This window comes from Emticicia agri (assembly GCF_004168285.1).
GTDB lineage: Bacteria > Bacteroidota > Bacteroidia > Cytophagales > Spirosomataceae > Emticicia > Emticicia agri.
In genome coordinates this window covers 47,263-61,435 of record NZ_SEWF01000005.1, presented here as the reverse complement: position 1 = coordinate 61,435, position 14,173 = coordinate 47,263, and the positions used below count along the sequence as shown (strand labels likewise).

Sequence of the window (14,173 nt, the reverse complement as noted above, 5' to 3'; positions counted from 1 at the left end):
GCGGGCGTGGCGAAATTGGTAGACGTGCCAGACTTAGGATCTGGTGTCGCAAGGCATGGGGGTTCGAGTCCCTCCGCCCGTACAGACAACCCTCTGAACCTTGCCTGGTCAGGGGGTTTTTTAATAATACCAGTTTTAGCTCACACAAAACTTTATTTCATTCAGACTATTAGTACTGAATGTGGCGATTTTATCAAATAAACCTCATATTCCTACATAATGGAAACAATATTAGACAAGACTTCTGCAACAAACGGCAGACTTAAAGTAACTGTTACAGAGGCAGATTACAAGCCGGAAGTAGATAAAAAGATTAAACAATACACTAAAACAGCACAGGTGAAAGGTTTTCGCCCGGGCATGGTTCCTAAAGAATATATCCAGAGATTATACGGTAAAAGTATCTTAGTTGACGAAGTAATAAACCTTGTTTCTAAAACTACTAATGAATATATCACTAACAACAAACTACGTGTAGTAGGAGACCCAATGCCAGACAACGAGCTTTCTGCAAAGGTAGATTGGGACAATAGCAAAGAATTTTCTTTTGAATATGATTTAGGACTGGCATCAGATTTTACAGTAGATTTAAGTGCGATTCCGGCCATTACCAATTATGATATCGAACCTACTGAAGAAAGAGTTACTGAGGCAATAGAAGATATTCGTCGTCGTTTTGGGAACGATTCAGAGGCCGAAGAGGTAGAGAAAGAAGATTTAGTGTTTGGAACTTTGAAGCAAGAGTCGTCAGAAACAGAAATTACTGATGCTACTATTTCAACCGGTCGTGTGCGTGAAGATGCTTTCCATATTTTTAAAGGTTTAGAAAAGGGAAGTAGTGTGAAATTTGACATTCAGTCGGTTTTTGAAAACCCTAAAGATTTAGGTTTTGCTACTGGTAAAAGTGAAGAAGAAGCATCTGCTCTAACAGGCGAATTTGAATTTACCGTAGAAAAAATTACCAGAGTATCTCCGGCTGATATTGATCAAGAGTTTTTTGATAAAGCGGTTGGTGCCGGAAAAGTTACTACCGAAGAAGAATTCAGAGAAGAAATCAAGCGCATTGTTAAAGAAAACTACGAGCGTGAAAGCGATTATTTGTTAGACTTTGAAGTAGAGAAAACGCTTTTAGATAATATTCATATTGAATTACCGGATGCGTTTCTGAAAAAATGGTTGTTGACTATCAACGAAGGTAAATTTACAGAAGAAGACATCAACAAAGATTATGATGCTTTTGCCCGTGGTTTACGTATGGATTTGATTCGTAATGAAATAGCAGCTAACAACGAAATTAAATTAGAGTATAATGATATTGTGGAAGAAGTAAAAGCAGAAATGCGTAACTATTTCGGTGCTTACTCTTACGAAGGTTTAGAAGACATCATCGACAATATGGCTCGTAAGCAATTGAAAGAAAACAAAGATAACGCCGTGCGTCGTTATACTGACCGTGCTTTTGGTAAGAAAGTACGTGAGTTTCTGAAAGCAAACCTGACAGTAGAAAAGAAAACTGTTAAAGTTGACGAATTCAATAAAATTGCAGAAGAGGTTTATGCCTAAGATTTTGTAATGGAAGATTATATAGTCCTCGTAGTACAGCTACGAGGATTTTTTGTTTTTAAAAACTACCTTTGTGAGTCCATTCCAACTAATTGACTCTTAATGCAGTCATTGATTGAAAAAGCCCTAAGTCATGAAAAAAGTTTTATTACTTGCATTCATATCTTTCCATAGCTTTTCTCAGGTTTTTTACCTTGATACTACCTTTGTAGGTAAGCCTCTCATCAAACCATTAGCTGTTCAGGAACCCTTAGTTACACAATTTCCAAACGGATTACTCTACCTTAGAACTGATGCTAACCTGATTAACGGGGAGTTAAAAGAACCCGGAAATTTTCTTTTGAATACAAAAGGGGAGATTGTAAAGAATCTTACTTATAAAACGCCATTTAATTACGATTACCGGTCAGCAAATAGTGCTGTTACGCCCGATAGTAAAGTGTTAATTTCTCAACTGGTTAGTGAGTCGTCTTATTCAATTATAAAAGTCTCTCATGATGGAGCAATCGACACTACTTTTAAGTTCAATAATCCTAAGCGTTATATTTCAAAAATAGTCTTGCTAAAGAATGAAAATTTTGTACTGTTCTTTCATGATGAAAATAGTTATCTAAAGCATGAAGTGTATGATAAAAATGGAAAATTTATCAGAACACTTGACCCGTCTATGTTTACAAGTTCTACTGGTGCACAGCTCACAGATATAATCTCGAACGATTTGAATGAATATTTTTTATTACTCATTGATAGCAAACGAAATGTAGAGGTAATTAAAACAAACACAAATTTTGAAATTGATAAAAACTTCTCTCCTGTAAAACTAAGTGGTATAGAAGCGTACACCCATAAATTGCAAAGAGTCGGAAATGATTTTCTGGTATATCAGTCAGGTGTTGAAGGTTTAAAAAATAAAGTAGGGAAGTATGATAGAAATGGTGCTAAAGTATGGGATGTAAGTTTTGATAAGATAAGCACATTTGATATGGGTGTTAGTTTTTTTGAGCAGAGCAATGGCAGTATTGATTTAGTCTATTTTGATTATAAGCACCTGAAAATTAAAGCAAATGGTGTGGTAGATTCTACTTTCTACGATAGAAAATTACATAAAAATACGAGTTTTTTACATGCCTTTGCTGATGGAAGCTATTGGATTATGCGAAACAAGAGTGGGGTGATAGAGAGAATAAATGCCGACGGTAACATTGATGAGAACTTCAGAATTTTAATGCAGGTACAAAAACAGCTATTTCCTAACCAGATTCAGAAACTCTCTAACAATAGCTATCTGCTTGATTTTATCAGCCATACCCACGATAATTCTCCTTATAGTATCAGGTACTCGCCTTATCCGAATGCTGTGCAGGTATATGACAATAAACATAAGTTATTACATGAGTTTTTTGATAGCAAAACTATCTGGAAAACATATAAAACTAAAAATACATTGGTAGTAAGAGGTGATGGGAAATTCTACACGATTGATGAAGCCAATCAAATGATAGTTTCAAAGGATACTTTGGAAGCAAACGACTTAATTGACTGGGAGAATAATTTTGTGTATCGCCAGATAAAAAGCGATAGTATTATCAGATATGAGACTGGAAAGGGGCTTGATAAAAACTTCTTGATCAGAGACCAGAGAATAAGCAATTTCAGTATCATGGACGATAAAAGGATTGCGGTAGAAACATGGGCCGATATAACCCCTGCGCAAAGAGTGAACTATATCAATATGTACCATATTAATGGAATGCTGGATAATTCCTTTAAAACTATTGTAGTGGATCATACTTTTTTCGGACTCTCTGGTGGGATACCAAATACTATAAAAAATGCAGACGGATTAATTGTTAACCAGATGGCTGTTGGTGAAATTGCCAATATAGTTAAACAACAATTTCTGAAATACGATAGTAATGGGAATCCGGACAAGAATTATCAATCAAATATTTATAGGGGAGGTTATTTCAAACAGTATCAAAAGGATGGAAGTATTTTTATGAATACTGTCCATGAGGTGAAAGAATATGGGGAATATATCATACATAATTTCCTGAAAATAACGCCAAAAGGGAAGATAGACAGTTCGTTTACCTTGTTAGGTACAAATACAGTTTATGGATTTGAATTTTTTGATGAAAATACTTTGTATGCTGCAGGACAGAATACTTTACAAAGATTTATTAAACAACCATTAATGGCCGATGAGTATTTCCATTATAAGGCTTTACCAAGCGAAATGGCCTGGGATAGAGCTATATCTACACCAAGAAAACCAATTATCAATACTAATCTTAGAAATATTCAAATAGAAGTATCTGGCAATGGAAGTTTTAAAAACGAATTTATTGTCTTTGAGCCTAAAGCTGGTGTTACAACCATAACTATTAAGGATAATACCAATAGAATACTGGCCCGACAAAAAATAGAACTCATGAGAATCTATCCTCAGTTTATTTACGACGAATCTCAGTTTTCTACAGCTACTCAACCATTTGAATTTAAGGTGCAATCATCATCAGGAATGCCAGTAAAGATTAGTATAGACGGAAGAAACGAGGCTACGGGAAGTATCATGATTGACCCTACAAAAGACAGGACACTAAAACTTAAATTGAGAACTGAAAGAAATGAGCAATATGAGGCACTTGAAACAGTAATAACCTTAGAGCAATTAATGCCTTTAGCAACTGAACCGGAAATCTCAAGAACCAAGATACGGTATTATCCTAATCCAGTAACTGAGAAGCTGATTATTCAGAAAGATAATTTACTATTTGATGCTATCCGACTGGTAAGTATAAATGGAAAAGAGGGGGAAACGAACCTAATGGAGTATGCAGACAGATATGAATTATTGATGAAGAATGTTGAACAGGGTCTGTATCTCCTGATAGTAAGAACTAAAGACCGACAGTTTGTTTACAGAGTTATAAAAGAATGATTTGTGCGAAGCCGTTTTCAGGCTTCGCACAAATAAAATTTTAGGAAATTAATACATTTCCGGTCATTTCTTGCGGTATTTCTACACCCATTAAGGTCAGGATAGTAGGGGCTATATCACCTAATTTGCCATCTTTTACCTGAAAACGGTCTGTTTTATCTACTACAATACACGGCACGAGGTTCAATGAGTGTTGCGTATTAGGACTTTTATCGTCATTAATCATGTAGTCGGCATTGCCGTGGTCGGCTATAACTATCGAAGTATAACCATTTGCCAAAGCCGTTTCAACTACTTGTTCCAGACATTTATCTACGGCTTCTACTGCCTGAACTACTGCGCTGAAAACGCCCGTATGCCCAACCATATCTGGATTGGCGAAGTTCAGACAGACAAAATCAACCTCATGCTTCTGTAATTCAGGAAGTATCGTATTATCAATATCGTAGGCTGCCATCTGAGGTTTTAAATCGTAGGTTGGCACATCTTTGGGTGATGGACACAACAAACGGCTTTCTCCGGCAAACGGCTCTTCACGACCACCTGAGAAAAAGAAAGTTACGTGCGGATATTTTTCAGTTTCGGCAATACGAATCTGTTTTTTACCTGCTCTTTCTAAAACCTCTCCTAAAGTATTCGTCAGATTATCTTTCTCATAAATGACGTGTACATCATGGAACGACTCGTCATAGTTAGTCATAGTGAGGTAATAGAGTTTAAGGGCTTTCATCTCGTATTCAGGGAAATCCTGTTGAGTCAATACCTCTGTGATTTCTCTGCCACGGTCAGTACGGAAATTGAAGCACATTACCACATCGCCTTCTTCAATCAAACCAATTGGCGCACCATTTTCGGTAATCACCATCGGTTTTAAAAACTCGTCAGTAATATTCTGGTCGTAAGAATTCTGGATAGAATCTGATAACTGGTCGATAGTGATTTTAAGGTTACCACTTCCTTTTACCATTACGTCGTATGCCATTTTTACACGTTCCCAGCGTTTGTCTCTGTCCATCGCATAATAACGACCTATAACAGTAGCAATTTTACCTGTCGATTGGCTTAAATGCGCCTGCAAATCGGCTAAGAACCCTTTGCTGCTTTTAGGGTCGCAATCACGCCCGTCAGTAAACGCATGAACAAATACTTCTGATAAGCCATAATCTGCTGCGGCACTGCAAAGACCTTTTAAATGCTCAATATGCGAGTGAACACCCCCATCAGAAGCCAAGCCGATAAAATGTACTTTTTTGTTGTTGGATTTTGCGTATTCAAAGGCATCAACTAATACGGGTTCTTTGGCTAATTTGCCTTCTTCTACAGCTATACTTATTTTTTCTAATTCCTGATACACTACACGTCCGGCACCTAAGTTCATGTGTCCTACTTCAGAGTTTCCCATCTGTCCGTTGGGTAAGCCAACCGCACGACCACAAGCCTCTAAAGTGCTGTGTGGATATTCTTTTAATAATTTTCTGAAATAAGGTACATGAGCGCTATCGATGGCAGAGCGCCATTCTTCGCCAGGTTTGGGAATTCCCCAGCCATCAAGGATTATTAAAATTACTTTCTTGTTCATAGTGTTTTACCCCGGAACCTAAATAAAGGTAGTTTTATTAGAAACTTTTCATGTGTCGGGGTATAATTACCGCATGAAAGTCTCATAAATTTCTTTGTTTATTTACCTCACAAATGTACTTATTTTTTCTTCAAGTCTTTCAAAATCTTATTGCCTCTGCTGATAATAGCTGCTGAGCCATCCTGATTTTTCAGCAGAACGTCTTCTATAGTCAGTCTTAATTCATGCCTGAGTTCAGGTATTTTCCTGGCAATATTATAACAGACTGTCATTGAAAAAACTCTGATAGCAATGGCCTCATGGCTATTGATAAACCCAAAACAAATATCATAGATGTCGTCTATGTATTCGTCGGGTATATTTACAAACTGCCATACCCTTACAATATTTCTTTTAACCGAGTCGGTGGCAAAGGGTTCTTGTAATTTCTGAATAAGATTCCTGAAGTAAGGGATAATGAGCAGGGGATAGTTTTCAGCACATTCACTTAAAATCCACCCTGCTTTTTGTGTATTGACATACTGACCTCTCAGAAAGATATTCATTAAAATAGCAAAGCGTTCTGTATCAGCACCAATATAACTGGCGATTTTAGTTACTCGTTCTTTCGAGAACTCTCTGTTTATTTCATTTTCAATATCTAATTCCTGAAAATCGGGCATAGTATATAAAAATATTAGTGATTAATTGTCTGAACTATGATTTAACTGATTAATCTGATTTCATTGATTATAAATTGAAATCAGTTTTTTTATCAGTGAAATCCAGTAATCAGGTAAATCACAGTTCGAGATTATTTACTAAATCACTCAATACTTTCCTCCACTAATCCATGTTTTTCAATCAGGCTATTTAAAAGAGCACTACCGCTTCTTTGAATGATATGAAAAACCTCTTCAAAGTCTAATTCTGATCCATAATATGGGTCAGGAACTTCTTTGATGCCACTTACTTTGGGGTCATAATCACGCAGTAAAAAGAGTTTCTCTGTTGATGGGGTAGTATGCTTTGTACGGTAGTATAATTCATACACATCTTTAAAATTGCTTTCGTCCATTACTACAATATGGTCGAAATTATCTAAGTCAGCTACTTGAATTTCTCTGCCTTTATGAGTCAGAACAATCCCATTATCCAAGGCATTTTTGATGGCTCTATGGTCGGGTAATTGTCCGGTATGCCAACCTTTGGTGCCGGCTGAATCGCAGGAGATTTTATCTGCTAAATTATGTTTTTGTATCAGGTTGTTAAAGACTCCCTCAGCAACCGGAGAACGGCAAATATTGCCCAGACAAACAAAAAGTACTTTTACCATAACGTTAACGTGTGTGTAAATTTAAATTTGTGTAAAATTAGCTATTTGTTGTACTTTTGAACCAATTATAGGGCTGTTTTAATAGATATTTAATAGACTTTTTCTCCTCCGACAAAGGTATTGATGACCTTTATATTTCTTAGTTTTTCTTTAGGCTCTTTCATAATATCTGCCTCTAATATGACAAAATCTGCCATTTTGCCGTTTTCGATGCTTCCACGTTCTTTTTCTTCAAAATTGGCATAAGCACTCCAAATAGTCATGGCTTTTAATGCCTGTTCACGTGTTAAGGCATTCTCCATCTGAAAACCACCTTCGGGATAATTCTCTGCATCTTGTCGGGCTACTGCAGAATGAAAACCAAACAATGGATTTACATGTTCGACAGGAAAGTCACTTCCGTTAGCAATTACTCCATTTTGTTTTAATAAATCCTGAAAAGCGTATGCTGTTTTTACACGTTCTTTACCCAAACGTGCATCAGCCCAGTACATATCAGAGGTGGCATGAGTAGCCTGGATAGAAGGAATAACCGAGTAACGGCCAAACTTAGGTATATCTTCTTTTGATACTACCTGACTATGTTCAATCCGCCAGCGACGTGCATTTTTTCCTTTCAGCAATTTACCATAGATATTCAGAATCAAACGGTTTGCTGAATCTCCGATACAATGGGTATTGGCCTGAAAATCTGAATTATAGATAGCTGTCAGGCTTCTTTCTAATTCGGCAGGGCTCAATAATAAAAATCCGGTTTTGGCTGGCTCATCGCTATAAGGTTTTAAGAGACAAGCCCCACGAGAACCTAAGGCACCATCGGCATAGAGTTTAAACGAACGTACATTCAGGCGGTCAGTTTTATAAATGCCTTTTTTGATAAAATACTCTAAATTACGGATACCTAAAGATACCATGACATAGTCACGGATTTTCAGGGTTCCTGCTTTATTCATTTTATCTATCAACTCAATATCATCCTGGTTCATGCCTGCATCAGAAACAGTAGTTAAGCCATATTTAAAACATTCTTTCTGTGCAGCCAAGAGCATATTCTGCTTTTCTTTCTGGGTTGAGCCGGGTATGACTCTTCTCACCAATCCCATAGCATTATCTACTAAAATACCCGTTAATTGTCCATCCATTACCTCAACCTCTCCGCCATCTACTTTACTGGCCGGAGATATTCTGGCTAATTGTATGGCTTTTGAATTGATAATGGCCGCATGTCCGTCGATACGGGTGAGCAGTACAGGTTTATTCGGGAATGCCTTGTCTAATAATTCTTTGGTTGGAAAAACTTTTACAGGCCAGTCATTCTGGTCCCAGCCACGACCGATAATCCATTGGTGGTCGGGGTGTTCTGCCGCAAATTTTTTCAGACGCTCTATAATTTCTTCATAAGATTTGGTATCTACCAAGTCGCATTGATTAAGCATTTGTCCTAAGCCTAAAAAATGGCTGTGTGGGTCATAAAAGCCCGGATATACAGGTTTTTTATTGGCATCAATTTTTTGTGTGGCATTGTATTTATCCAGTATATCTTTAGAACTGCCAACATCTATAAATTTGCCACCTTTTATGGCAAAAGCCTGGGCAGTACTGAACTGATTATTGACCGTATAAACAACCGCATTATGTACTATTAAATCAGCTTGTTGTTTTTGCGCTAATAGGGAAGAATGAAGGCTTAACCCAATAAATACACTCAGTAAAAATGTTTTTGAAGTGAAAATCATACAATGGTTTCGTTTGTTATGCAAAGTATAAAAATGCCTTTCGATTTATCAAACAATCAGCCTAATTTGTTCTCCTTATGAGGCTTATAATACCTTCTTCATTGCGAATCAATTCTAACTCAAGCAATTGCAGGTAACGGTTGAGTAAATCGAACAGAGATTCGTTTCCTTTAATGCACACATCAAAGTACCAGTCCAGTTTTTCGTTGGCAACTTCTTCACATATTGCCTGGTAATCTTCTATGGAATATCCTTTAAAAGGTTTTCCGTATTGTTCCCACATCAGTTTCATTACATCATCTAAAGAGCGTGTATGGATAGATACTTTTCTGATATGCAGGTCTAATATCTGCGCCGCAATGGCTCCTTTATGATAGACCGAAACTTTACGGTCGGGAATGCTTGCCGTGTAACCATCTAACCATAAATCCCAAGAAGACTCAACGAGCGATTGAGAGGCTTTATCTGCATGGTCGAAATGGCGTTTGAAACATACTTCGAGTTCTTTCAGATACTGAGCTTCATCAAATACTTCTGAACGACTCAAAACTAAATCGCCGTAGTAGGTGGTTACTCCTTCTGCTACAAAACAGGTCGGAAAATAGTTTTCTTTGGTATAATCGTAAGGCAGTAGCTCGACTGGCCGAATCTTGCAGATATTCCAGGTATGAAAGAGTTCGTGTGAGGCAAGTCCTAATAAATCAATGTATAACTCTTCGAAATTCTGACTATCAGGCCCTAAAACCTGCATGGTTGAGCTGCGGTGTTCTACCCCATGATAATAGGGAATAGGAAGTATCCAGGTGAGGAAATGGTATTCTTTTTCAGGAAATTCACCAAATATATTGATTTGCTCCTGAGTGAATTTCTTGAAGTCTGATTTAATACGCTTAAAATCAGGCTGAAAATTTCCTTCAAACCATAAATGAAATTTTATTTTTCCTATCTTATAAAAATCATGTTTTAGGGTGGCACTTACAATAAAAGGGCTATCTGCCATATGATAAAAATCATTAAAATAAAGCTGATGGACACCTTTTTCCGTTGCAGGGCTACTATTGGTAATTCCTGCAATTTTTTCATTATTTCTTAAATATAGTTCTATTGTGCATTCTTCATTTATCTTCCCCTCGGCATAAAGGCATAAATTCACAGGGTTTACATAGAAGGTATGTTCATCCACATAGCTGCTTCCGGCATTAATAATCTGGGCATAGTAATTATAGCGGGCTACAATGCTGGTTGCTCCATTGGTTTGTACCTCCCATCTGTCTTTGGTAATTTTTCTGGCTGATAGTTTATGCCCGTTCTCATCAAAAACTTCAAATTGCTGAATGTTCTTGGCAAAATGTTGTAATTCGTAGCGTCCCGGACGCCAGGCAGGTAGTTGTAATTCGACCGTAGCGGTGGTGAGGTCATGAATAAAACATTCTATGTCAATAAAATGTGAGGCTCGGTCTTTGGAATAAATTTTATAGTGCATGAAACAATTTTTTGCCGCTGTGTTGGCTTTATAAAAATTAATACGTATTTTTGCAGTCCGTTATGAAAAGCACGGATAATTGAGCATTAAAGGAACAAAAATAAATAAATATAATGAAACGTACATTCCAACCATCAAACAGAAAGCGTCGTAACAAACACGGATTCCGTGAGCGTATGGAAACTGCTAATGGCAGACGCGTATTGGCTGCACGTCGTGCACGTGGCAGATGGAAATTGACTGTTTCTGACGAGAAAAAACACAAATAATCTCGTTTTTAGCAGTTTGATAGTTCAAAGTTTACAATCTGTAAATGCGACATAATCAAGATATTTTAGCCACCATCCGGTGGCTTTTTTGTTTAGCTTTCTTATTAAAGACCTATCAGTACTATATAAGATTAACTCTGAGCGTATTCAAATAGTTTTATTCATTTGTGAAGAAAACTTTCAGTAAAAACGAACGACTTTGTAGCACGAAAGTGATAAACAGTCTTTTTGACAGAAAGAATTCTGCCAACGAGGGAGTTTTTGCCTATCCTATCAGGGTTGTCTGTAAGCCATCGGAAGAAACCAATACACAAGTGCTTTTTTCAGTACCTAAACGTCAGTTTAAACATGCAGTTGACAGAAACCTGATTCGCCGACGCATGAAAGAAGCTTACCGACTGAATAAAGAATTGCTCGCTAAGCCTTACTACATTTCTTTTATTTATGTAAGTAAAGTGATAGAAAGCTATGCTGCTATTGAAAAAGGAATGAAAAACAGCCTTAAAAAGCTATAAGGAAAATTATTTCCTGTTATTGTCTATACTCCATTTCCCCGGCCCCATAAAGAAATAAATCATAGCTAATAGCACAAACAAGAAAGGATGTTGGGCGTCGTACCAGAATTTCCCATTGCCTATTTTGAAGCAGATAAAAAGCATGGTAAGCGCAATAATAATAGCCGCAGGGCGTGTCATGAAGCCAATAGTTAATAAAATTCCACCCACTAATTCGGCTCCTTTGCCTAAATAAGCCCAGAAAGCAGGAAACGGCAAGTTTTTGATAGAATCCCATGAAGCATATTGCTGCATTTGGGTACTGTCAAATATTTCAAAACCATGATAGACCATTAATAAACCTGTAATGATTCGGATAATGGCAAATCCGGTAGTATTGGCTTCTTTCATTTGGGAGAGGGTTTAAGGTTTTTTGTCGTATCTTACAAAATTATGATAATTTTCGTCTTATCAAACCGCTCTTTCCAGTTTTGAAATTCAGCTTTTAAGTTTTTCTCTTATTTCGGGCAGTCTGTCTTCATAAGATGCGCCTACCGAAATTTCCTTACCTGCTATCCATACTGCCTGACGGGTAATTTTCTGTATTTTATTGATTGCTACAATATAAGAACGGTGGATTCTGACAAACTGGTTTGGAGGTAAAAAACTGAGTGTTTCGCTTATATTCTGTCGGCTTAGAAGTTTCTTATTCTTTAATATAAAAGACATATAATTGCCTTCGGCTTCTATATAAAGAATATCATCAAAGAAAACTTTTTCTTCTTCGTAGCCGGTTTTCAGAAATATGAAGTCAGGTGCGGCTTCTTTGGTGAATTGACTGATTTCTAAAGCTTTGTTACAGGCTTTGGTAAAACGTGCCAACGAAAAAGGTTTTAACAGATAATCGATGGCATCTAACTCAAAACCTTTGACGGCATACTCAGAATAAGCAGTGGTAAACACGACCATTGGTACTTTCTGAAGAATATTGATAAACTCAATGCCCGATATATCGGGCATTTTTATGTCGAGAAACAGTAAGTCAATTTTATTTTGCTGCAAATAGGGAATAGCCTCAAAAGCATCAGTAAAAGTAGCTTTTAGGTCAAGAAAAGGCACTCTGGCAGCATGAATCTCTATAACTTCTAAAGCCCGAGGCTCATCATCTATGGCAATGGCGGTTAGCATTAGCAGGTTTTTAGAAACAAAAATATGGTTTATGATGAATTTATAAAGTTTTCACTGCTTATTTTCTAAAATGCGTTTTAACATTTCTTTGCCACCTTTATTGTCAGGATTCATGGCTATTGATTTCTGATACATCAGAATAGCTTCTTCTCGTTTGCCATTGGCATTGAGGGCTTCGGCATAGCTATCATAGACATTAAAACTATTTGGGAAAAGAAGGGTATTGACTTTGAAAGTTTCGAGCGAATATTGTTTTTGTCTGGCATTGAAAAGAAAGTCGTAACCCAGCCAGTTCATTTCGTTTTCTGATAAATAGTAGTTGGTACTATCAGTTTTCAAATCATTGAATACTGTTACAGCACGGTCAATGCCTTCATGCATCATCGTAGAACCATATTTGCGTGCCAGTGATTTTTTATAGAATATTTTCTGAGGTGTTTTACCGTTCAGAATCTCTAAAGAGGCAAGTACTTTGCCATAAAATGCAAGCCCTTCCCGTTCTACATTCTGGTATAGAACTACCGTTTGGTTTTTACTCAGATTTCTATAAAAAAGGGTTGCCAGACCAAAGAGATGCCCGCCATGACTAACAGCTTTGCCTAATTCGGCATTTTCATAAATCTCCCAGCCTAAACCGTAGGAACTTTTTCCTAATTGAGACATTTCATCACCGAATGGGTCATAATAAATAGTTCCATCGTTCAATCGGGTAGGAGTAAAGGCTTCATCCAGGCTATTTTGTGAGAGTAGTTTCCCATTATACAATGCCTGGTCATAATTGAGCATATCAGCAGTAGTGGTCATAATATTACTATCACCATAAGTGCCGCCACAGTTATAAGTACAGTATTTAATGCCTCCGAATCTGATTGAGTCAACGTTTTTATAGGTATCATCATACCAGGTAATCAGTCGATGATTCACTACCTGCTTTTTAGGGCTCTCAATAGCACCTATTCGCAGATATGTATTAGGCATATTGGCAGGTTCAAAAATATTCTTACTGAGATAATTCTTAAAAGACATCTTACTTACCTTTTCGACCAACAATGCCAGTAAAGCGTAATTAGTATTGCAATACTTCCATTTATCTCCCGGCTGAAAGTAAAGTTTTTGATTCCAGTTTTTCAGAATAGGAATAATTGCCTGATTTCTGATAATGCTGTCAGGTTTGGCATTTACTACTGATTCATATAATTCTAAATCAGGTAAACCGGACGTATGCGAAAGTAGATGTTTGATGGTAATGGTCGGAAAAGGAAAATCAGGGAAGTACTTGACAAAAGCATCTTCTAACTTCAATTTCTTTTTCTCTTTCAATTGCAGAATAGCAACAGAAGTAAAAGTTTTGGAAATAGAAGCCAGATTGAAACGAGAATCTGCTTCATTAGGAATCTTATTCGCAAAATCAGCATAACCCAAGCCTTTTTGATAAATAATTTTGCCTTTGTCGGCTACGAGAATACCTCCGTTAAAATCTCCATTTTTAGTTATTTGTGTAAATAAGGAGTCTAACTTTTGGTTGGTAGTACTTTGTGCCTGCGTATTGGCAAAGGCAGTAAAATAGATAACAGTAATAATAAATAGCTTTTTCATAATTCT

Annotated in this window: 12 protein-coding genes and 1 tRNA gene; 5 read left to right on the top strand and 8 right to left on the bottom strand. The window is 37.0% G+C overall.

The window, feature by feature from the left end; all coding sequences use genetic code 11:
- From EWM59_RS04490 to EWM59_RS04480, 3 genes are all read left to right on the top strand, one after another.
- Positions 1-82 (top strand) — tRNA-Leu (locus tag EWM59_RS04490).
- 137 nt (positions 83-219) lie between these two features.
- A complete protein-coding gene (locus EWM59_RS04485; RefSeq protein ID WP_130019748.1) occupies positions 220-1,563 on the top strand; it encodes a trigger factor in 1,344 nt (447 codons plus the stop codon).
- Between the two features lie 133 nt (positions 1,564-1,696).
- Positions 1,697-4,507: a T9SS type A sorting domain-containing protein gene (locus EWM59_RS04480; protein WP_130019747.1), complete on the top strand. Its 2,811-nt coding sequence runs from the start codon at positions 1,697-1,699 to the stop codon at positions 4,505-4,507.
- 40 nt (positions 4,508-4,547) lie between these two features.
- Here the strand turns inward: EWM59_RS04480 and gpmI are convergent, their stop codons facing one another.
- From gpmI to EWM59_RS04455, 5 genes are all read right to left on the bottom strand, one after another.
- Positions 4,548-6,086, bottom strand: coding sequence for a 2,3-bisphosphoglycerate-independent phosphoglycerate mutase (gene gpmI / locus EWM59_RS04475; protein WP_130019746.1), 1,539 nt, complete (start codon positions 6,084-6,086; stop codon positions 4,548-4,550).
- Between the two features lie 119 nt (positions 6,087-6,205).
- Positions 6,206-6,748 carry a HEAT-like fold family protein gene (locus tag EWM59_RS04470; protein ID WP_130019745.1) on the bottom strand — a complete coding sequence of 181 codons (543 nt, stop codon included), beginning with the start codon at positions 6,746-6,748 and terminating at the stop codon, positions 6,206-6,208.
- A gap of 143 nt (positions 6,749-6,891) precedes the next feature.
- On the bottom strand, positions 6,892-7,401 hold the full coding sequence (locus tag EWM59_RS04465; protein WP_130019744.1) for a low molecular weight protein-tyrosine-phosphatase: 510 nt from the start codon (positions 7,399-7,401) through the stop codon (positions 6,892-6,894).
- An 89-nt stretch (positions 7,402-7,490) separates the two neighbouring features.
- Positions 7,491-9,137 (bottom strand): amidohydrolase, encoded by a 1,647-nt coding sequence (locus EWM59_RS04460; RefSeq protein WP_130019743.1) that lies wholly within the window; start codon positions 9,135-9,137, stop codon positions 7,491-7,493.
- Between the two features lie 61 nt (positions 9,138-9,198).
- Positions 9,199-10,620, bottom strand: coding sequence for a M61 family metallopeptidase (locus EWM59_RS04455; RefSeq protein WP_130019742.1), 1,422 nt, complete (start codon positions 10,618-10,620; stop codon positions 9,199-9,201).
- 113 nt (positions 10,621-10,733) lie between these two features.
- On the opposite strand from EWM59_RS04455, the gene rpmH reads away from it, so the two are divergent.
- Positions 10,734-10,889 (top strand): 50S ribosomal protein L34, encoded by a 156-nt coding sequence (gene rpmH / locus EWM59_RS04450; protein ID WP_116985206.1) that lies wholly within the window; start codon positions 10,734-10,736, stop codon positions 10,887-10,889.
- A 167-nt stretch (positions 10,890-11,056) separates the two neighbouring features.
- Positions 11,057-11,404, top strand: a complete 348-nt coding sequence (locus EWM59_RS04445; protein ID WP_130019741.1) for a ribonuclease P protein component — start codon at positions 11,057-11,059, stop codon at positions 11,402-11,404.
- A gap of 6 nt (positions 11,405-11,410) precedes the next feature.
- On the opposite strand, the gene EWM59_RS04440 is transcribed toward EWM59_RS04445, so the two are convergent.
- The 3 genes from EWM59_RS04440 to EWM59_RS04430 all read right to left on the bottom strand — a co-directional run bounded on the left by EWM59_RS04440 (position 11,411) and on the right by EWM59_RS04430 (position 14,167).
- Positions 11,411-11,794, bottom strand: a complete 384-nt coding sequence (locus EWM59_RS04440) for a DoxX family protein (RefSeq protein ID WP_130019740.1) — start codon at positions 11,792-11,794, stop codon at positions 11,411-11,413.
- 87 nt (positions 11,795-11,881) lie between these two features.
- Positions 11,882-12,571, bottom strand: coding sequence for a LytR/AlgR family response regulator transcription factor (locus EWM59_RS04435; RefSeq protein ID WP_130019739.1), 690 nt, complete (start codon positions 12,569-12,571; stop codon positions 11,882-11,884).
- Positions 12,572-12,622: 51 nt separating this feature from the next.
- Positions 12,623-14,167, bottom strand: a complete 1,545-nt coding sequence (locus EWM59_RS04430; protein ID WP_130019738.1) for a serine hydrolase domain-containing protein — start codon at positions 14,165-14,167, stop codon at positions 12,623-12,625.
- Positions 14,168-14,173: the final 6 nt, after the last annotated feature.